20 protein-coding genes are annotated in these 19,976 nt (G+C 31.8%); 12 read left to right on the forward strand and 8 right to left on the reverse strand.

What is annotated here, in order from left to right; genetic code table 11:
- Positions 1-6 precede the first annotated feature (6 nt).
- On the reverse strand, positions 7-831 hold the full coding sequence (locus LQ608_RS11155) for a metal ABC transporter permease (protein ID WP_088369007.1): 825 nt from the start codon (positions 829-831) through the stop codon (positions 7-9).
- Positions 828-1,541, reverse strand: a complete 714-nt coding sequence (locus tag LQ608_RS11160; RefSeq protein WP_078358089.1) for a metal ABC transporter ATP-binding protein — start codon at positions 1,539-1,541, stop codon at positions 828-830. The genes LQ608_RS11155 and LQ608_RS11160 overlap by 4 nt, the downstream gene beginning before the upstream one ends.
- A 145-nt stretch (positions 1,542-1,686) precedes the next feature.
- On the opposite strand from LQ608_RS11160, the gene LQ608_RS11165 reads away from it, so the two are divergent.
- A complete protein-coding gene (locus LQ608_RS11165; RefSeq protein ID WP_078358090.1) occupies positions 1,687-2,334 on the forward strand; it encodes a metal-dependent transcriptional regulator in 648 nt (215 codons plus the stop codon).
- 40 nt (positions 2,335-2,374) lie between these two features.
- Here the strand turns inward: LQ608_RS11165 and LQ608_RS11170 are convergent, their stop codons facing one another.
- Both LQ608_RS11170 and pbp4 read right to left on the reverse strand, forming a co-directional pair.
- Positions 2,375-3,124: a M50 family metallopeptidase gene (locus tag LQ608_RS11170; RefSeq protein WP_239751949.1), complete on the reverse strand. Its 750-nt coding sequence runs from the start codon at positions 3,122-3,124 to the stop codon at positions 2,375-2,377.
- Between the two features lie 81 nt (positions 3,125-3,205).
- Complete coding sequence (gene pbp4, locus LQ608_RS11175; protein WP_239751951.1) at positions 3,206-4,579, reverse strand: penicillin-binding protein PBP4; 1,374 nt, start codon at positions 4,577-4,579, stop codon at positions 3,206-3,208.
- A 190-nt stretch (positions 4,580-4,769) separates the two neighbouring features.
- On the opposite strand from pbp4, the gene LQ608_RS11180 reads away from it, so the two are divergent.
- The 10 genes from LQ608_RS11180 to LQ608_RS11225 all read left to right on the forward strand — a co-directional run bounded on the left by LQ608_RS11180 (position 4,770) and on the right by LQ608_RS11225 (position 15,311).
- Positions 4,770-6,491 (forward strand): ABC transporter ATP-binding protein, encoded by a 1,722-nt coding sequence (locus LQ608_RS11180; protein WP_239751953.1) that lies wholly within the window; start codon positions 4,770-4,772, stop codon positions 6,489-6,491.
- A 584-nt stretch (positions 6,492-7,075) separates the two neighbouring features.
- Positions 7,076-8,674, forward strand: coding sequence for an L-lactate permease (locus LQ608_RS11185; protein WP_239751955.1), 1,599 nt, complete (start codon positions 7,076-7,078; stop codon positions 8,672-8,674).
- A gap of 22 nt (positions 8,675-8,696) precedes the next feature.
- Positions 8,697-9,650 carry an L-lactate dehydrogenase gene (locus LQ608_RS11190; RefSeq protein WP_078358095.1) on the forward strand — a complete coding sequence of 318 codons (954 nt, stop codon included), beginning with the start codon at positions 8,697-8,699 and terminating at the stop codon, positions 9,648-9,650.
- 162 nt (positions 9,651-9,812) lie between these two features.
- On the forward strand, positions 9,813-10,649 hold the full coding sequence (locus tag LQ608_RS11195; RefSeq protein WP_239751957.1) for a YitT family protein: 837 nt from the start codon (positions 9,813-9,815) through the stop codon (positions 10,647-10,649).
- 221 nt (positions 10,650-10,870) lie between these two features.
- The gene (locus LQ608_RS11200; protein ID WP_078358097.1) at positions 10,871-11,674 is read left to right on the forward strand and encodes an ABC transporter ATP-binding protein; all 804 of its coding nucleotides are present in this window, start codon (positions 10,871-10,873) and stop codon (positions 11,672-11,674) included.
- Between the two features lie 15 nt (positions 11,675-11,689).
- Positions 11,690-12,694 (forward strand): FecCD family ABC transporter permease, encoded by a 1,005-nt coding sequence (locus LQ608_RS11205; protein ID WP_078358098.1) that lies wholly within the window; start codon positions 11,690-11,692, stop codon positions 12,692-12,694.
- Positions 12,691-13,707 carry a FecCD family ABC transporter permease gene (locus LQ608_RS11210; RefSeq protein WP_078358099.1) on the forward strand — a complete coding sequence of 339 codons (1,017 nt, stop codon included), beginning with the start codon at positions 12,691-12,693 and terminating at the stop codon, positions 13,705-13,707. The genes LQ608_RS11205 and LQ608_RS11210 overlap by 4 nt, the downstream gene beginning before the upstream one ends.
- Positions 13,708-13,949: 242 nt before the next feature.
- Positions 13,950-14,489 (forward strand): alkaline shock response membrane anchor protein AmaP, encoded by a 540-nt coding sequence (amaP, locus tag LQ608_RS11215; protein ID WP_239700419.1) that lies wholly within the window; start codon positions 13,950-13,952, stop codon positions 14,487-14,489.
- Between the two features lie 23 nt (positions 14,490-14,512).
- A complete protein-coding gene (locus LQ608_RS11220; RefSeq protein ID WP_025906323.1) occupies positions 14,513-14,737 on the forward strand; it encodes a DUF2273 domain-containing protein in 225 nt (74 codons plus the stop codon).
- 61 nt (positions 14,738-14,798) lie between these two features.
- Entirely contained in the window at positions 14,799-15,311 is a 513-nt protein-coding gene (locus tag LQ608_RS11225; RefSeq protein ID WP_107509439.1) for an Asp23/Gls24 family envelope stress response protein, read from the forward strand.
- A gap of 43 nt (positions 15,312-15,354) precedes the next feature.
- Here the strand turns inward: LQ608_RS11225 and LQ608_RS11230 are convergent, their stop codons facing one another.
- Positions 15,355-16,512 (reverse strand): MFS transporter, encoded by a 1,158-nt coding sequence (locus LQ608_RS11230; protein WP_107509438.1) that lies wholly within the window; start codon positions 16,510-16,512, stop codon positions 15,355-15,357.
- 360 nt (positions 16,513-16,872) lie between these two features.
- On the opposite strand from LQ608_RS11230, the gene LQ608_RS11235 reads away from it, so the two are divergent.
- Positions 16,873-18,231, forward strand: a complete 1,359-nt coding sequence (locus tag LQ608_RS11235) for a YjiH family protein (protein ID WP_078358103.1) — start codon at positions 16,873-16,875, stop codon at positions 18,229-18,231.
- Between the two features lie 59 nt (positions 18,232-18,290).
- Here LQ608_RS11235 and LQ608_RS11240 read toward each other — a convergent pair whose 3' ends face one another.
- The 3 genes from LQ608_RS11240 to LQ608_RS11250 form a co-directional block, all read right to left on the reverse strand.
- Positions 18,291-18,617, reverse strand: a complete 327-nt coding sequence (locus tag LQ608_RS11240; protein ID WP_239751959.1) for a heme oxygenase — start codon at positions 18,615-18,617, stop codon at positions 18,291-18,293.
- A gap of 11 nt (positions 18,618-18,628) precedes the next feature.
- The gene (locus LQ608_RS11245) at positions 18,629-19,351 is read right to left on the reverse strand and encodes an SDR family NAD(P)-dependent oxidoreductase (protein ID WP_078358105.1); all 723 of its coding nucleotides are present in this window, start codon (positions 19,349-19,351) and stop codon (positions 18,629-18,631) included.
- Positions 19,352-19,493: 142 nt separating this feature from the next.
- Positions 19,494-19,757, reverse strand: a complete 264-nt coding sequence (locus LQ608_RS11250) for a SunI/YnzG family protein (protein WP_078358106.1) — start codon at positions 19,755-19,757, stop codon at positions 19,494-19,496.
- Positions 19,758-19,976: the final 219 nt, after the last annotated feature.

Below are 19,976 nucleotides of genomic sequence, written 5' to 3' on the forward strand. Positions count from 1 at the left end.
GACTCCTTATATAAATTTTAATTTAAGTTTATGTATGGCGAACGTAATAATATAAACTAAACAACATACTAATACGATACAAGCGCCACTAGGTAAGTTGTATAGGTAACTAATATACATGCCACAGGCCGCACATATTGCACTAATTGTACTTGCAACAATCATCATTGCTTTTAATGATTTAGTAATTAAAAATGCAGTAGAGCTAGGTGTGATTAGCAATGCAACAACTAAAATAATTCCAACCGTTTGTAAGCTCGCTACAGTAACAAGTGCTAACAACATCATGACAAAGTAATGAATTAATTTAATATTCAATCCACTCATTTTCGCCGCTATTGGATCAAAAGTTGATAAGTGGAGTGGTTTATAAAATATAATGACACAAGCAATCACAATAATACTTACAATGCTCGTTGTATAAAAAGCATTTGAAGTTACTGCTAAAATGTTTCCGAATAGTATATGGTATAAATCTGTAGAGGAATTGATTTGGCTAATGATTATAATACCTAGGGAAAAGAAAGCAGTGAAAATAATACCTATTGCAGCATCATTTTTTGTCTTCGAATGTTGTGAAATATATCCTATTAGTAAACTCGTTAACATACCTGATACTAAGGCACCTATAAACATTGGAATATTAAATACATAGCTGAGTGCGACACCAGGTAGAACAGCATGGCTCATGGCATCACCCATTAGAGATAAACCTCTTAATATAATAAGGCTTCCTACAACCCCGCAAACAATCCCAACTATGATGGCAGTGATTAAAGCTCTACTTAAAAAGTTATATTGAAAGAGTGATGAGATAAATTCGTTAATCATAATGTTACGCCTTCCTTTAAAAATACTTCTTTAATGTTTTCATCAGATAAAGCTTCTGTAGCAGAACCAAAGAATTTTACCGATCGATTGAGGAGGAGGATTCTATCGAAATACGCTTTGGCTTTATGGATATCATGATGAACAATTAAAATCAGTTTACCTTCTGATCTTAGTCTTCGTAATATTTGAATCATGATTTCTTCACTTTTAAAGTCGATTCCAACGAAAGGCTCATCTAGACACAATAAATCACTATCTTTCATTAAAGCTTTTGCTAAGAGAACACGTTGTAATTGTCCACCACTTAATTGATTTAATGTCTTATCTTTTAAATCAGTTAGCTGCAAGTCAGATAATAATTGGTCTCTTTTTATATAAGCTTCATTTGCCATCGGTCTAAACCATCCAGAAGTTTGGTAATAGCCAGTTATTAAGCTGTCTTTAACTGTAATAGGAAAATCTAAATCTAGTTGATTTCTTTGGGGAATGTAAGTTAATTGAGTGAGTTGTTGCTTAATAGGTTTATCATTCCAAAAAGCAAAGCCAGTTGCTTTGAATTCGCCTAAAATTGATTTGATAAACGATGATTTTCCAGCACCATTTGGCCCCATAATGCCTATTAGCTCTCCTGATGATTGAATTGTTAAGTTAATATCATGCAATATGTGCTGTTGACCTATAAATAAATTCATATTCTTAACCTGTAACATGTTATCACCTTTTTCTAAAAATAAGTTTAGGCTAACCTAAACTATAGTTAGATTATATTATAAAATTAGGTGAAGTCAAGAGATAGCTTGTAAAAATAAATCATGGTACAATAAAAATATGATAATAAAAGCGAGGTCAGAGCAGATGTTGACTGAAGAACAAGAAGATTATTTAAAAGCAATTTTTGGATTAAATGGAACGACAGATTATGTATCAAATAAAAACTTAGCTCAAGATTTAGGTATTAAACCGTCATCAGTAAGTGAAATGATGCTGCGTTTAAAAAAAGACGATTATGTAGATATCCGTCCATATAAAGGTGTGAAATTAACACAAAAAGGATTAGACCATACTGCGAATATCATTAAAAGGCATAGACTAATTGAAAGATTTTTAATAGAAGAGTTAGAGTATTCGTGGGATGAAGTACATGAAGAGGCTGAAATTTTAGAGCATCGGGTATCTGATCGTTTCATAGAAAAGATAGATAAGTTGATGGGGTATCCTAAGACGTGTCCACATGGTGGAATAATTCCAAGAGAGAATCAAATTGAAGAATTATATAATACTTCATTGAATGAATTTGAAGTAGGTGACGATGTTATCATTAAACGTGTAATGGACTATGTGAATTTATTAGATTATTTAAGTAATCAAGACTTGAATATAGGTAATGTCGTTACAATAAGTAATAAAGATAGCTTAAATCAAATTATAGAACTAAAGTTAAATAATAAAACGATTATGATTAGCGAAACAAATGCATCATATTTGTTTGGAATAAAAAAATAACCAATAAAAAATCGAAACACTCGATTCTTTATTGGTTTTTTTATGACCATAAAATATTAAAAGTATACATAACTGCATATACGTTTATTGCAATCCAAATAACACTAAAGATAATAGTAGGAATTTTAGTTAGTTGCCTTAATTGGCTGCCATCCCATTCTTGGCTTGATCGTGTGAAAGTTAATAAGAATATCGTGATGCTTGATTGAGCAACTTCGCCTAGCAATGTACCTAAGCCCAAGTGATATATATAAGTGGTGATTTGGCCAAAGTCATGTATATTTGGTGCTGATATGACTTCGTATAATGCAGCAGCTATGACAACTAGTATGATAGTTGGTATAAACTTTTTAGATGTAAGCATAACATAGTATAAAAACATTAAAAGAAGGATAATTAAGAATATTGGTCCAAACGTATGATGTTTTAGCCAAACACCTAAAATAAGCATAATAGATGGCATAATATAACCGAACAATGTTGTTATAACTTGATTTAATCGCGATTTAGAACCCGTTATAGCATAACCTTGTCTACCTGTTTCTGTTCGTTCTTTTCTACGCCATACAACAACTAAATCTTTCGGTTTGCCACCGGAAAGTTTATTTGCAATCACATGGCCCATTTCATGAATTAAAATAGGGAAATATCCTAAAATAATATCAATCAAACTTAATATAGGTTGCTGTCTTCTATGATGAACAAATACATATATTAGCGCGATGATCGTAATCGTAACTAATGATATATTAATTGGTTCTGATAAAAAATTCGGTAAAAAATGAATCAAAAATACGTCACCTCGAATAAAATAGTTTAATACTATTCTACACTAAAGTGACGTATTTGTTGTCGGGCTTAAGGCTTAATGTTATTTATTATTTTTCTTACGTTTTAATAACCAAGTTAATAATAACAATATTCCTAAAATAAGTAATATTGAAGCGGTCATGATGATAGGTCTATTATCTTCGCTTGTAACTTTTTCTTTTGTTTGATTAAATTTATGTTTGCTAGGTGACTCCACATTGACTGTTGGTGGGCCATAGCTATCATTTAAGAAAGTACGTTTGTAATCGATATGGGCTTTACCATCCTCAAGAACAACTTTATAATCTACACCTTTTTGCACAACGTCATAAAGGTCTTCTGAAACATAATAAGTTTTACCGTTTATTTTTTGTTTGCCTTTAGATAATACTTTTTTCCATTCATATTCATTGAATGATTTTTCCATTAAGCTGTTACCCATCATATTACGTTCTTTTTCACCACCAACGCTATTATAGTCACCAGCACCAAAAATGATTTGATTGATTCTTAAACCATCTCTTTTAGTTGAAAGACCATGATTATAGTCAGCAGTATCACTTGAACCTGTTTTTAGACCGTCCGTGCCTTTTAATGACATATCCGCACCTTCAAGTGAGTGGTTATAAGTATAATAAGTAACGTTTTGAACAGTCGGTGCTACTAATTTTGTATATTCTAAAATATCAGGATACTGCTTTACAAGATGTTGCGCTAGAATTGCGAAATCTCTAGATGTAGAATAATTATCTTCATCTGATTGGTAACGCTTAGCTTTATATTCTAATAATAAATTATTTGATGCGCCATTAGAATTGTAGAACTTTGTATGTTTCATGCCTATTTTTTTAGCAGTTTCATTCATGTAATCAACAAAGTCAGAGTCTAAATCTTTCTTTTGTTGTTTAGAAGCTGTATTTTTATTTGAGTCTTTATCTTTTTTATCTATCTTTTTTGCAGAAGCTAAATTTTCAGCTTTCATAGTCTCTCTACCTAAAATCATCGCGCCGGCATTTGAAGAGTTAGAAACTGTAATTTGCATTAACTCTGAAATAGTATATACATCACCTGGATATAATTTTGTATTACTTAGTTCAGGTAACGTTGATAAACGGTATTCTTCGTTTGTCATTTTAACTTTTGCATTTTTGTCTAATTTACCGCTGTTGATTGCTTTTTCAGTTAAGTATAATGTCATCAACTTAGACATACTTGCAGGATACCATTTAGCATCTATCTTATATTCATACATAATTTGACCAGTTTCAGAACTGTAATTAATTGCGCCTTCTGGTTCATATATTTCTCCAAGTGAATATCCATTTTCGTTGGCAACAGTTGTTGGAGACTTTGCGTTATCAGCAGCAGATGCATTTTGAGTTACTGGAATGCTCAATATTAGTAGTGCAAAAAATATTAATAGACTTTTTTTCATTAATAAGACCTCTTTATTTATTTTTAAAATTAACTATATCATTCTAACATAAATTAAATAACTTCCGTATAACAAGATAACAAATGAATATTAATTTTTTGTAAAATTAGTTTTCTATAATTAGTATGTATATACCATTTTGCTGTAAAATACAAATATAATCATTATATTTATTGAAGAGGTAGTTAAAATGAAAAATGAAAATCCGTTGATTTATTTACTAAAAAAAGTAGATTGGCCTAAACAAATGGTATTTTGGGCAATGTTTCTATCTATACTAGGGAGTCTAAGTGGTTTACTTGTACCATTATTTACCGGGAAATTAGTGGATACATTTAATGCAGAAAATTTAGATTTACGTATGGTATGGCTATTTATAGGGATATTCTTAGCTAATGCTGTTTTAAGTGGTATAGGTACGTATTTATTAAGTAAAATTGGTGAGAAAACTATTTACTCTATTAGAGCAAAGCTTTGGCAACATCTCATCAACTTAAAAATGAGTTTTTTTGATAAGAATGAAAGTGGCCAATTAATGAGTCGTATTACTGATGATACGAATGTAATTAATTTATTTATTTCTGAAAAGGCGCCAAGCGTATTACCTTCTTTATTAACGCTGATTGGTTCCATTGTTATGTTGTTCATTCTCGATTGGCAAATGACACTCATTACATTTATTATTTTACCGATTTTTATAGGCATTATGATTCCACTAGGGAAGAAAATGGGCAAAATTTCTAAAGAAACACAAACTGAAATTGCTAAATTTAGTGGATTGCTGGGTAGAGTATTAACTGAAATGAAGTTAGTGAAAGTAACAACTTCAGAAACAAACGAATTAGGAAAGACGAAAGTAACTTTATTAAGTATATATAATTTAGGTTTGAAAGAAGCTAAAATAAGAGCGATTATATCACCATTATCAGGAATTATAATGACAGTTACCGTCGCTATAATATTAGGATTTGGTGGAATAAGAGTATCAAGTGGCGCAATTACAGCAGGAACTTTAGTTGCGATGATTTTCTATGTTATACAATTATCAGCACCAATTTTAAGTTTCTCAATGTTCATTACGGACTATAAAAAAGCAGTTGGGGCAAGTGAAAGAATATATGAAATATATCAAGAAGAAATCGAAAAAATTGGGATAGATTCAAATCGTCCAGTAGCCGACCATCAAGACATAACATTCAAAAACGTTTCATTTGGATATGAAGATAATCTCGTTATTAAAGATTTATCATTATCTATCCATTCTGGAGAAGTTACAGCATTTGTAGGACCATCAGGATCAGGGAAAAGTACATTGTTCAGTTTAATTGAAAGATTGTATCCACTAGAGCACGGGGAAATATTATATGGTAACGAGTCTATACAAGATATATCTTTGAAATATTGGAGACAGAAAATTGGATATGTCATGCAATCTAATGCAATGATGTCAGGTACGATAAGAGATAATCTTACATATGGAATTAATGAAGCGGTAAGTGATGAAACACTGATACATTATACAAAAATGGCACGTTGTTATGACTTTATAATGGAATTTCCACAAGGATTTGAAACCGAAATAGGAGAAAGAGGCACTAAATTATCAGGAGGACAGAGGCAGCGAATAGATATAGCAAGAAGTTTCATTAAGAACCCGGATATTTTACTATTAGACGAAGCAACAGCTAATTTAGATAGTGAAAGTGAATATTATATTCAACAAGCATTGAATGAACTTATGAAAGATAGAACTACAATAGTAATAGCACATAGACTAGCAACAATAAAGAAAGCAAATCAAATAATCTTCTTAGATAAAGGAGAAATTACCGGTGCAGGTACACATAGTGAGTTAATAACAACACACGATAAGTATAGACATTTCGTAAATACGCAAAGCCTAACGGAATAAAAATATAAAATTAAGAATGTAATAGAACTTGGTAGATGAAAACAACTAAAAATTACAAAATAGAGCCTAGACAATTAACTGTCTAGGCTCTATTTTGCGTGTGGAGATGGAGAAAGAGGTTGGTTGTGGAGTTTAGATTGGGCTAACTGGCAGAATTCCGAATAATGCTCCTTAGCGACACTACTTCTTACGGACATTACTCGTAATTATGTCTCTAACAGTACCTCTTACGGACATTACTCGTAATTATGTCCCTAACAGCATCTCTTACGGACAATACTCAGAATTATGTCCTTAACAGCATCTCTTACGGACATTACTCGTAATTATGTCCCTAACACAATATAAAGTAGATAATTAATTTCAACTCAGTGACAAAAAATGTAAACGCAACCATTCAAGTAGATAAAGAGTTTGTAAAAAATCGTAAAAATCTATATAAAATTTATCGTGAATATTTTCACATAATATGCGCTAAAGCTATTGACCCAGGGTTTTGGAGGTGTTATATTTACATTGTGAAAAACATCACAAATATAAAAGATGCGCATCTTAAAAAATAAAAAAGAAAGAAGTTGTTCGTTGTGTTATTAAATAATATTAATCCATTAGATAATGTAACTTTATCGGCACTTGTCGCTAGTATACCGATTATATTATTTTTATTATGTTTAACAGTTTTTAAAATGAAAGGAATATATGCATCAATTACAACACTTGTCGTAACTTTATTAATTGCATTTTTTATATTTGATTTACCAAAAACTGTAGCTGTTGGTGCTGTAACTGAAGGGTTTTTCCAAGGTATTCTTCCTATTGGTTATATTGTTGTAATGGCGGTATGGCTATATAAAGTTTCTATTGGTACAGGTCAATTCAGCATTATTCAAGATAGTATTTCTGGGATATCTCAAGATCAGCGTATACAATTACTATTAATTGGATTTAGTTTTAATGCATTTTTAGAAGGTGCTGCTGGTTTTGGTGTTCCGATTGCAATTTGTAGTGTGCTATTAATTCAAATTGGATTTAGACCGTTACAAGCTGCAATGTTATGTTTAATTGCAAATGGTGCTGCTGGTGCTTTTGGTGCAATTGGTATACCTGTTGGAATAGTGGATAGTTTAGGTTTACATGGTAATATTACGGCATTAGAAGTTTCTCAAATATCAACGCTTACATTGCCAATTATGAATTTCTTTATTCCTTTCTTATTAATTATGATTTTAGATGGATTAAAAGGTGTTAAAGAAATTTTACCGATGATATTAGTTGTAAGTTCAACTTATACAGTTTTGCAAGTACTCATTACTTATTTCCAAGGTCCAGAACTTGCTGATATTATTCCACCATTATTATCAATGGTTGCATTAGCAATATTCTCAAAATATTATCAACCTAAAAATATTTATAGAGTTACTGATCAAAAAGTTATGCAACCGAAAAAGCATTCTGTTAAAACGATCTTATATGCATGGAGCCCATTCTATATATTAACTATTTTTGTCATGATATGGAGTGCGCCATTCTTCAAAGGATTGTTTGCAGAAGATGGTTTATTATCATCATTAGTATGGAACATTAGTATTCCTGGAACATTAAATGAAATTACAAATAAATTAATTACATTAAAAATAGACATATTTAGTGCAACAGGTACTGCGATTTTAATATCTATCATCATTACAATTCTAATATCTAAACATTTTAAATTTAGTGAAGCGTTTAAATTATTAGGCTTAACAATTAAAGAATTATGGCTACCAATTTTGACGATATGTTTCATTTTAGCGATTGCTAAAATTACGACTTACGGTGGTTTAACAGGTGCTATGGGACAAGGTATTGCGAAAGCTGGTAGTGTATTCCCATTACTTTCTCCTGTATTAGGTTGGATTGGCGTATTTATGACAGGATCTGTTGTTAATAACAATACGTTGTTTGCACCTATACAGGCAACTGTAGCAAGTCAAATTGGCACAAGTGGCCCATTACTAGTTGCAGCAAATACTGCTGGTGGTGTAGCAGCTAAACTTATTTCACCACAGTCAATAGCTATTGCAACAGCAGCAGTAGGTGAAGTTGGTAAAGAGTCAGAATTACTCAAAATGACTTTGAAATATAGTATAGGATTTTTAATATTCATATGTGTGTGGACATTCATATTAGCGATGATTTTATAATAATAAACAGGGAGCGGTTATAATGAAACAATTTAAAGGAAACAAAGTTGTATTAGTAGGAAATGGTGCAGTAGGTTCTAGTTATGCATTCTCAATGATCAATCAAGGTATTTGTGATGAATTTGTCATCATAGATTTAGATAAGAAGAAAGTAAATGGAGATGTTATGGATTTAAACCATGGAACAATTTATGGTCCTTCTCCAGTCAAAGTAAAAGCAGGCGAATATAAGGATTGTAATGATGCTGATTTAGTCGTGATTTGTGCGGGTGCGGCTCAAAAACCTGGTGAAACAAGATTGGATTTAGTAGCAAAAAATATGAAAATCTTTAAAGCTATAGTCGATGAAGTTATGAGTTCTGGATTTGATGGAATCTTCTTAATTGCTACAAATCCAGTAGACATCTTAACTTATGCAACAATGAAATTCTCTGGTTTACCAAAAGAACGCGTTATCGGTTCAGGTACAATTCTTGATACAGCAAGATTCAGATATTTATTAAGCGAAGAATTTGATGTAGCTCCACAAAGCGTACATGCAAATATTATTGGAGAACACGGAGATTCTGAGCTACCTGTATGGTCACACGCAAATATTGCAGGTAAGCCATTAAGATCTATAATAGAAAAAGATGAAACACGTAAACATAGAATAGAAGAAATTTTTGTTCAAACTAGAGATGCAGCTTATGAAATTATTGAAGCAAAAGGTGCAACATACTATGGAGTTGCAATGGGGCTTATGCGTATTACTAAAGCAATTTTAAACAATCAAGATGTAGTGTTAACTGTTTCTGGATATCTAGAAGGTGAATATGGACATGAAGGTGTTTATATCGGTGTACCAGCTTTAATTAATAGATCTGGTATTAAAGAAATAATCGAAATGCCTTTAAATGAAGAGGAAAAAGCATTATTTGATAACTCTGTTAAAGTACTAAAAGATATACAAGCACCATTCGAAGAACAATTTTAATATAAAAATATTATCTTTGCAGGGGTGGGACGACGAAATCTTTTTTATAAAATTAGATTTCTGTCCCACTCCCTTTTTGTATTTGAAATAGGCATGTTGAGGGGATTTGCTGATTATGGTAGTATCTATATGTCTGCTGAAAAATAAAAAGGAGGTAAGGTCATGAAAAATAGATTATTACGAGATATGATATTAATACTAGTAGGATCATTCATATTTGCTACTGGGGTAAATGCCTTTATTATATCAGCTAATTTAGGTGAAGGTGGCGTAACCGGGGTTTCTTTGATTCTACTTTATGCTTTTGATATATCACCAGCGTGGTCAACGTTTATACTAAACGCTGTTTTAATCGCGTTAGGGTACAAATTTTTAAGTAAGAGAAGTACAATTTATACAATAATAGCGGTTATTGCGATATCGGTATTTTTAGGTCTGACAGGTTCATGGGTTGTTGAGACACACGAAATATTAATTAACACAATCTTTGGTGGATTTATGGTCGGTCTAGGTATTGGTTTAATAGTATTATCTGGCGGAACAACTGCTGGAACAACAATCCTTGCAAGAATAGCTCATAAATACTTAGATGTTAATACATCATATGCTCTTCTATTCTTTGACCTTATCGTAGTCATGTTCTCACTAACTGTAATGCCGTTAGAAAAAGCATTACTAACAGTGATATCTTTATACGTTGGTACTAAAGTTATGGACTTTGTTATTGAAGGTTTAAACCCTAAAAAAGCCGTAACCATTATATCTCAAAATCCTGATCAAATTGCTAAAATGATAGATGAGCAAATTGGAAGAGGATGTACGATTTTAAATGGTAGAGGATATTATTCGAAAAAAGATACGGATGTTTTGTATGTAGTAATTGCTAAAACGCAACTTTCTAGAACTAAACGTATGATCAAGAAATTCGACGAAAATGCATTTGTAGTTGTCCATGATGTGAGGGACGTACTCGGAAATGGTTTCCTTGTGGATGAATAATTTAAAAAACAAGCTAAGAAAAAGGGGATTCTTAGCTTGTTTTTATTTGTCTCAAAAGTGAATATAACGTGAAAATATTCATTAAATGATAGAAAAAGACCCCATTAAATGATATAATACATAGATATGAATGATGATAATGATTATCATTTACAAAAAAATACAATTAAGCAAATAAGCATAATAAATAGAGTCTATTTTTAATAGAAAGAGGGTTCTTTATGAATCGTTTAACGGGAGAAGCCATTTCAATAGGTTATGGTGAAAAATTAATAGTTAATGATTTAAACTTAGAAATACCTGATGGTAAAGTAACTTCTATAATCGGTCCAAATGGCTGTGGTAAATCAACTTTACTTAAAGCATTAAGCCGTATTTTAAATGTACAAACTGGAGAAGTTTTACTTGATGGAAAGAACTTACATTCAACTTCTACAAAAGAAATTGCTAAAAAAATTGCGATATTACCTCAGTCTCCTGATGTTGCAGATGGATTAACAGTTGGTGAACTGGTTTCTTATGGACGATTTCCTCATCAAAAAGGTTTTGGTAGATTATCTAAACAAGATAAAGAGGAAATAGAGTGGGCTTTAAACGTTACCGGAACTCATGATTTTAAATATAGAGCAATAAATGATTTAAGTGGTGGTCAAAGACAAAGAGTATGGATTGCTATGGCGCTTGCTCAAAAAACAGATATCATTTTCTTAGATGAGCCAACAACATATTTAGATATTTCACATCAACTTGAAATTCTAGAACTTGTTCAAGAATTAAATAGAGAACAAGGTTGTACGATTATCATGGTTTTACATGATATCAACCAAGCAATACGTTTTTCTGACCATTTAATAGCTATGAAAGCTGGAGAAATAGTTGCTCAAGGTCAAACAGAAGAAGTGTTAACAAACGAGATTTTAGAAGAAGTGTTTAACATTGATGCTGAACTTTCAACAGATCCTAGAACTGGTAAGCCAATGCTTGTAACATATAATTTACTATGTAAACATTACACAAAGTTATAAAAGGATGGCAGCCTGATGACTCAATCAAAAACAATTAAAGAAAATCGCTATCCTATTATTTTAACAGTTACAATTATTTTACTTGTAGCTGTTTTACTTCTGTCATTTTTATTCGGAGCAAAAACAACTTCGATTCAAATGGTTTATGATGCAATTTTCAACTATAATCCTCAAATAGAGGAACATAATATTTTAAGAGAAATACGAATTCCAAGAGAAATTGGAGCAGTTATTGTCGGAATGGCACTGGCAGTATCTGGAGCTGTAATGCAGGGTGTTACACGTAATGGCTTAGCTGATCCTGGTTTATTAGGACTTAACGCTGGAGCAAGTATGATGCTTGCACTAACTTTAGCAGTAATACCAAGTGCAGGGTACTTTACACTTATGCTTGCGGGATTTGTTGGAGCTGGAATCGGTGGGGTACTTGTAATGAGTGTCGGTTCATCTAAACGTGGTGGATTTAGTCCAATGAGACTTGTACTTGCAGGTGCTGCAGTATCTGCGCTATTGACTGCTGCAAGTGAAGGAATCGCATTAATATTTAAATTAAATCAAACATTAACATTTTGGAGTGTTGGTGGCGTAAGTGGTACAACGTGGAAACAACTTATGATTTCAACGCCGATAGTTGTTGTTATTTTAATAGTGTTAATTATGATGAGTAGACAACTTACAATACTTAGTTTAGGTGATACACTTTCAAAAGGTTTGGGACAAAATAGTACAGTTGTTAGGTATACGAGTTTAATTGCTACAATATTATTAGCAGGTATAGCTGTATCTATTGTAGGTCAGATTGCTTTTGTAGGCTTAATGGTTCCTCATATTGTTAGATTTATGATAGGGACAGATTATAAACGCGTTATCCCTTTATCAGCAGTATTAGGTGGATTTATTCTTCTATTTGCAGATATGATAGCGAGAATGTTAGGAGAAGCACCAATTGGAGCAGTTATTTCAATTATTGGTGTACCGTTCTTCCTTTATCTTGTAAGAAGGGACGGTAAAATATTATGATACATCCTAAAATAATTCGAAAACAACGCATAACTTTTACCATTTTAGTAGTCGTACTCATCGCATCAATGGGATTTGCGATGACAACTGGCGAATTTAAGATGTCATTTGTCCAATTTTTCAAAACAATTTTAGGTCAAGGTAACGAACTAGATACTATGATTTTGTATGAATTTAGAATGCCAAGAATGCTTATTACAATCTTAGCAGGAGCAAGCTTAGCGTTGAGTGGTGCAATACTTCAAAGTATTACAAAGAACCCACTAGCAGAGCCTGGTATATTGGGTATTAACGCAGGAAGCGGCTTTATGATTACATTGTTTTTAGTAGTTGGTACTATCAAAGCAGGCGACTTTGTATATGTATTACCACTTGTAAGTATGCTAGGTGGTTTAGCTACAGCTATGGTAATATTCATCTTTAGTCATAAAAAAGGTGAAGGAATAAACCCGGTGAGAATGGTATTAATCGGTGTGGGTTTATCAACTGCATTAAGTGGGGCATCTATTACAATCATGTCTACTTTTGACCAAGATCAAATGGAATTTATAGCAAGATGGTTTGCAGGTAATATATGGGGAGACGAATGGCCATTCGTGTTTGCATTTGTACCATGGTTAGCAATCGTAATGCCATTCTTGTTTTATAAAGCGAATGTATTAAATGTCTTAAGCACAAACGAACAAGTTTCAGTTGCTTTCGGTATTAATAATAATAAAGAAAGAATCCTTCTCGTCTTCTTAGCTGTTGTGTTATCATCTGCAGCAGTTTCAGTAGCAGGAGGAATTGGCTTCGTAGGATTAATGGGGCCACATATTGCTAGAAGTATAGTAGGACCAAGACATCAACTATACTTACCAATAGCCGTGTTAAACGGTGCAATATTGTTAGTCGTAGCAGATACAATTGGTAAAATTGTATTAGAGCCTAATGGACTACCAGCAGGAATTATCGTTGCAATAGTTGGAGCACCATATTTCTTATATTTAATGCAAAAATCAACACATATATAAAATGCTTTCAATCCGAATTAATTCGGATTGAAAGCATTTTTTTATTTTTGAATATAGTATATTGTACAGACTTAAAAAATCCAGTTTCAAATAAAATTTTCAAAGAAATTGAAATCAACTTTGCTAGTTTATTAAAATTTTAACTAAAAATATAAATTAAATATAAAATATTGTTTTCGAAATCATTTTAGGGGTATAACTATGAGTAGTAATAGAACTTTACATAGGAGGTGCAGTTGCCAGTGAGAAGATTAAAGAATTTTTTCCTAGGCTTGTTCATAATAGTAGTTGTAGGCACGCTTCTTTTTATGTACTTGGATATTAGCCAAATTAAGAGCTATCAACAACAGTTATTAAAATATAATTGGTTTGAACCTACATTGATTGCTTGTGCTGGCGTATTAATATTCTTTGGTTTACTAATGTTCTTTGCGACATTTAAACCAACACATAAGAAACCAGGCTTACACCGTGACTACGAGGATGGTCACATATATATTACGAGAAATTCAGTTGAAAAATGTGTTTATCGTACAATTCAAAAATACGATCAAGTTCGTCAACCAAATGTTGTAGCTAAACTTTATAACAAGAAGAACAAATCTTATGCAACAGTTAAAGCTGATTTCTTTGTAGTTTCAGAGACAGGTGGTATTCAAACATTAACTGATCGTATCAAATCGGATATTAAAGAAAATGTTGAACATTTCTCTGAAATACCAGTGAAAAATATCGAGATTAATGTAAGAGATCAGAAAACGAGTGATACAAGAGTATTATAAGACAAGGATAGGAGGTTCCGGTTATGCCAAATGAAAATCAAGATCCGAATCAATTCATTAATTTTATTAAAGAATATAAATGGAGAATTATTGGTTTTATAGCGATGTTAATTTTAGCAGTTTTATTTTTAACTATTGGTTTTTGGAAAACAGTTTTAATTCTTGTCCTATGTTTAATAGGTGTGGGGCTAGGGTATATTAAAGACTGTACACAGCAGTTTTTAAATTTCCTTAACAGAATTAGTTAGACTGCTAAATATATAAATAAAAAAATTAAAACAAATTATAAACTAAGGGAGAGAATTTATTATGGCAAACGTAGACAACAACAAAGCAAAAAGCAGTTACAATGAACAAACTGGTGTAAACGAACAAGAACGTGAAGTTCAACAACAACAAGCTCAAGCTCAAGAACCACAATTTTCAAATACATTATCTTTCTCAGATGAAGTAGTAGAAAAAATTGCTGGAATTGCTGCAAGAGAAGTTAAAGGTATTTTAGATATGAAAGGCGGATTTGCATCTAGCTTTACTGACCGTTTCACTTCTGGAAATAACGTAACACAAGGTGTAACTGTTGAAGTAGGAGAAAAACAAGCAGCTGTAGACTTAAAAGTTATTTTAGAATATGGTGAATCAGCTCCTAGAATCTTCAAAAAAGTGTCAGACTTAGTTAAAGAACAAGTTAAACATATGACTGGCCTTGAAGTTGTTGAAGTTAACATGCACGTTGATGATGTAATGAGTAAAAAAGAATACGAACAAAAAAATGCATCTTCTAATGAAGAAAACCAATCACAAAATGGTAAAGAATTACAATAATAGATATAAAAAAAGCGACCGGAAATTTTCCGGTCGCTTTTTATTATACTTGTTGTGATTTAGGTTTCTTTTTAAGTGTTAAGCAAATTAAAAATGCGATAAAGCTTAATACAGCTGCTACATATAAGCTTGACACGACATTAAAGTAAGATACAAAAATGCCTCCTAATAATGAACCTGCCCCAATTCCTGCATTTAAACTGGACATGTTCCAACTCATAGCAGCACTAGTATCTCCTTCTATTTGAGAGATAATACCTATTTGAATTGGTGGATTCGATCCCCATTGAACGATATTCCATAAGAATACACCAACTAGAGTAATAATTAATATAGGTAAAAATGATTGGAAAATAAGCATTAATACTGTGTAAGTGCTTAATGAAATTAACAACCATTTCTTGCTGCCTAATGAGTCTGTAATATATCCTCCTAATGATGTTCCAAGAATTGCACCAAGTCCCGCAACGAGCAATACAATGGAAACAATATTTAAGTCATATCCATAAATTGATAATAATGGACTGATATATGTTACGACAACATAATTAGCTGCAAGTATTAAGAAAGTGATACTTAAATATTTAACAATTTCAAGTTTATCAATAATCTTATATCCTTGATTTTGTTGAGATGATTCAACTGTATCTATTTTATTACTTGCTACATTAAATGCGATTAATATAATAGCTGCAACCCCGACAAGTGATATAAATACAAATGACATTCTCCAACCTACTAGGTCACCAATTTTTGTACCTAGTGGAACACCTAATACATTGGCGGCACTAAAACCTGTATACACGAGTCCAATCATTTTACCTCGTTCACTTGGATTAGAATATACGACAGTTAATGATAAAATCTTAACAACTATAATAGCTGCAGCGGCAGATGATAATATTCTACCTAAAACTAATATTGTAAAATTAGGTGAGAAAGCGATGATACAGTTTCCTAATATGAAAATAGCCATGCTTACTAATAAGACGGTCTTTGGTGATATGTTCTTTGTGACTTTAACAAGTATTGGTCCACTTATCGCGAACGTTAATGCATAAACTGTTACGAGTTGGCCAACTATTGCTTCAGATACATTTAAATCTTTACTCATTAAAGTAAGAATCCCCGCAATCATCAATTCAACCATTCCTACGACAAATACGCTTAACATAAATGTGATTAATCGAGCTTTCGACATCATATAACTCCTTCTCTTTGACATATAATCATGATTATAACAGTGTGATTTGTAAAAATACAGATAAAATTTAATACCCGAACAATCGTAATGTCTGTACATATTTTATGTATAAAATTAATTGAAAAAGTGGTAATCATCAATATATCATACGGATAATATTCAATTGATTGAATATTTAAAAATATTAAAGTTAAGATTTACAAAATTTTATTGCATATTATTATCTCGTTTCACTTTTATTTTTCTAAAAATTAATGACAGCGCTTACATAAAAATATATAATAAAATTAGAGATGAATAGTATTGAATATTTATTAATTATTGTGTATAGTTAGTCTTGCGAAAAGGAGAGAAAGTATGAAACAATCGAGTGTATTAGTGGGAAGATTAAAATTTATAATATTATCATTATTAGGGATTTACCTCTTTTTAGTTCCAATAACAGTAACAGACGATAAAGGTAATCCAGAGACTAGTTTACCTGTTGCATTTTTAGCAAATACCGTTTTAGGTTGGATAGGGGATTATGCAGGATTAATTATTATGCTCTTAATATGTTTTTCTGCAGTGATGACATTAATTTATTCTACTGTATTTAGTAGTTCTACTAAGAGATCTATAACTAATGAGCTATTTAATGTGAATTGGATATGGGTTGTAATACGCATAATAGGTGCTATATTTGCCATTTGTATATATTTCGATTTTGGACCGGGCATTGTAGTGAACGAAAATACAGGTTTAATGGTTTATAATGATTTATTACCAACTTTACTAGCTGTATTTTTCTTTGCAGGTCTATTCCTTCCATTGTTGATGGACTTTGGTTTATTAGAATTTTTAGGACCAATGTTTGCACCTGTCATGAGACCAGTGTTTAAATTACCAGGAAGATCTACAGTTGATAACCTTGCATCTTTTATTGGCGATGGAACAGTTGGTGTTATGATTACAAGTCAGCAATACGAACAAGGGTTTTATACTAGAAGAGAAGCTACTGTAATAGCAACGACATTTTCAGTTGTGTCTATTACATTTGCGATTGTTATTGCTCAAACAATCGGTTTAATGGATTATTTCTTCCAGTTTTATTTATCAGTTATTATAGCTTGTATTGTTGCAGCATTTATAATGCCTAGAATTTGGCCGTTGAAGCAAATTCCTGATCAATATTCTGATGGAAGTACTGAACAATTAAACGAAAAAATACCTAAGACCCATAATCCTATTACATGGGGATTTGAACAAGCAACAGAAAAAGCAGTTAAATCACCAGGAGTAAAACAATTCTTTGTAAATGGTGTTAAGACAGTTTTAGATATGTGGTTAGCTGTACTGCCTGTTGTAATGACAATTGGTACTTTAGCAACAATTGTTGCAGAATATACACCAACATTCAGTATTCTTGGAGCACCGTTTGTTCCATTACTAGAATTAATGCAAATTCCATATGCTAAAGAAGCATCTGAAACATTATTAATCGGTTTTGCAGATATGTTCTTGCCATCACTACTAATTAGTGATGTACCAAGTGATATGACAAGATTTATTGTAGGTGCGTTAAGTATTTCTCAATTAATTTATTTATCTGAAGTAGGGGGCGTAATACTTGGTTCTAAAATACCAGTTAGCCTAGGGAAACTCTTTATGATTTATATTATACGTACAATAATTGCTCTTCCAATTATTGTTATACTAGCGCATATATTCTTTTAATAAAAATGTCGACAAAGGTTTAGACTTTGTCGACATTTTTTTATTCACATCAGTACTTTTTATTTTGGTTCGATAGTTGTTTCTACTTTTGCAATAGCAATCTCTGACCCTAACATTGGTGATTCACCTTTGTCTTTATTAGAATCGCCATCACGATTATGTGCTTGTTTGAAAGCATCACTATTTTTCCAAACTTCAAAGTCTTTTAATTCTTCCCACCACATGTTTACGTGTAATTCGTCGTTCTCTTCTATATCTTGCATATTCCAAGTTTCTACTTTAATGAAACCTTTCATTTCTTGCAAAGCGCCACCTTTAGTAAACATTGGTGCTAATTTTTCTGCATAACCTTTTTTCATTTTAATTCTGTTTGTTACTACATACATATTAATCGCTCCTATTCCTTTGGTGTAGGGTTTGTTGCCCAAATTTGTGCTGTCTTCATAAATGTTCTTGGTTGTAATTTTAATTGTGCTATTACAACGTCTGCTACATCTTCAGGGTGTGTCATTGTATCTTCTTGTAATTGAGGTTCACCTATCAAATCAGTAAGAACAGCTGATGGTGTTAAATAAGACACGCGAATATTATGCTTTCTCATTTCTTGCATAATACCTTCAGTCATTCCAATTACAGCATACTTAGTAGCAGAGTAAACACTGCTTGTAGCATTTGCTTTTAATCCAGACATAGATGCAATGTTTATGACATCACCACTTTTTTGTTTAACTAAGTAAGGTAATGATTCTTGTAATACATAGTAAATTCCTTTAACATTCGTTTCAAATAATTGATCGAATTCTGATTCACTAACTTCTAAAAATGAATTAGTTTTCATTATACCTGCATTATTAATTACAATATCAATTGAACCGAGTGCATGATATGAGTCTTCGATAAAGCGTTGGACATCTTTATGATGTGCTATGTTTGTTTCTTTATAAAAAACTTTAACGTCATATTGTTTTAATTCATTGGCAGCTTCTTTTAAAGTTTCGACATTTCTACTCGCTATTGCTACATTTACACCTTCACGAGCTAAAGCTATAGCAATTGACTTACCTATACCTTTAGAACCGCCTGTAATAATGGCGTTTAGCCCATTTAATTCTCTTAACATAATTAGCATCACTCCTCATCTATATGTTAGCACGCATTGAAAATGTATCATAATATTTAATATGAATATGACATAAATAACACCGCGAAGTCGATTAATAAGGACTTCGCGGTGTTTATTTTAAATGATAGAAGATTCAAACTTACGCTTTCGTTAGTTCGTTATATACCTTCTTATCAGCATGTGTATAAATAATGTATTCTTTTTCACTTGTTTCAATGATCACGCGATTTGTTTTACCAAAAGTTGAACCAATTCTTACGATATGATCCTGATTTTCATTAGACAAAGCGTGAATATCCTGATCTTCCTTAATGTCTTTAATTTCATTATTTGGAATTGTAATATCAGCGACTCTCCATTGAATATGAACTTGATTGTTGTCTTTAGATACTCTCATTGCCATAACTAACACATCCTTTTGTTTGATGACTACATCATAACGCATTATGTATCCGTTTTCAACAGATAATAAAGAAAATGTGTCATGTTTTTTATTTAATATGTCATACTAATTAAATTAAGTATTTTTATGCAATATATTGAATAACTATTTACAAAGAGGATTTTGTATTGTAATATTATCTTTATAAATAAATAAGGAGCTGGTTTCATTGGGACGAAG

Source organism: Mammaliicoccus sp. H-M34 (genome assembly GCF_022386495.1).
Taxonomy (GTDB): domain Bacteria; phylum Bacillota; class Bacilli; order Staphylococcales; family Staphylococcaceae; genus Mammaliicoccus; species Mammaliicoccus fleurettii.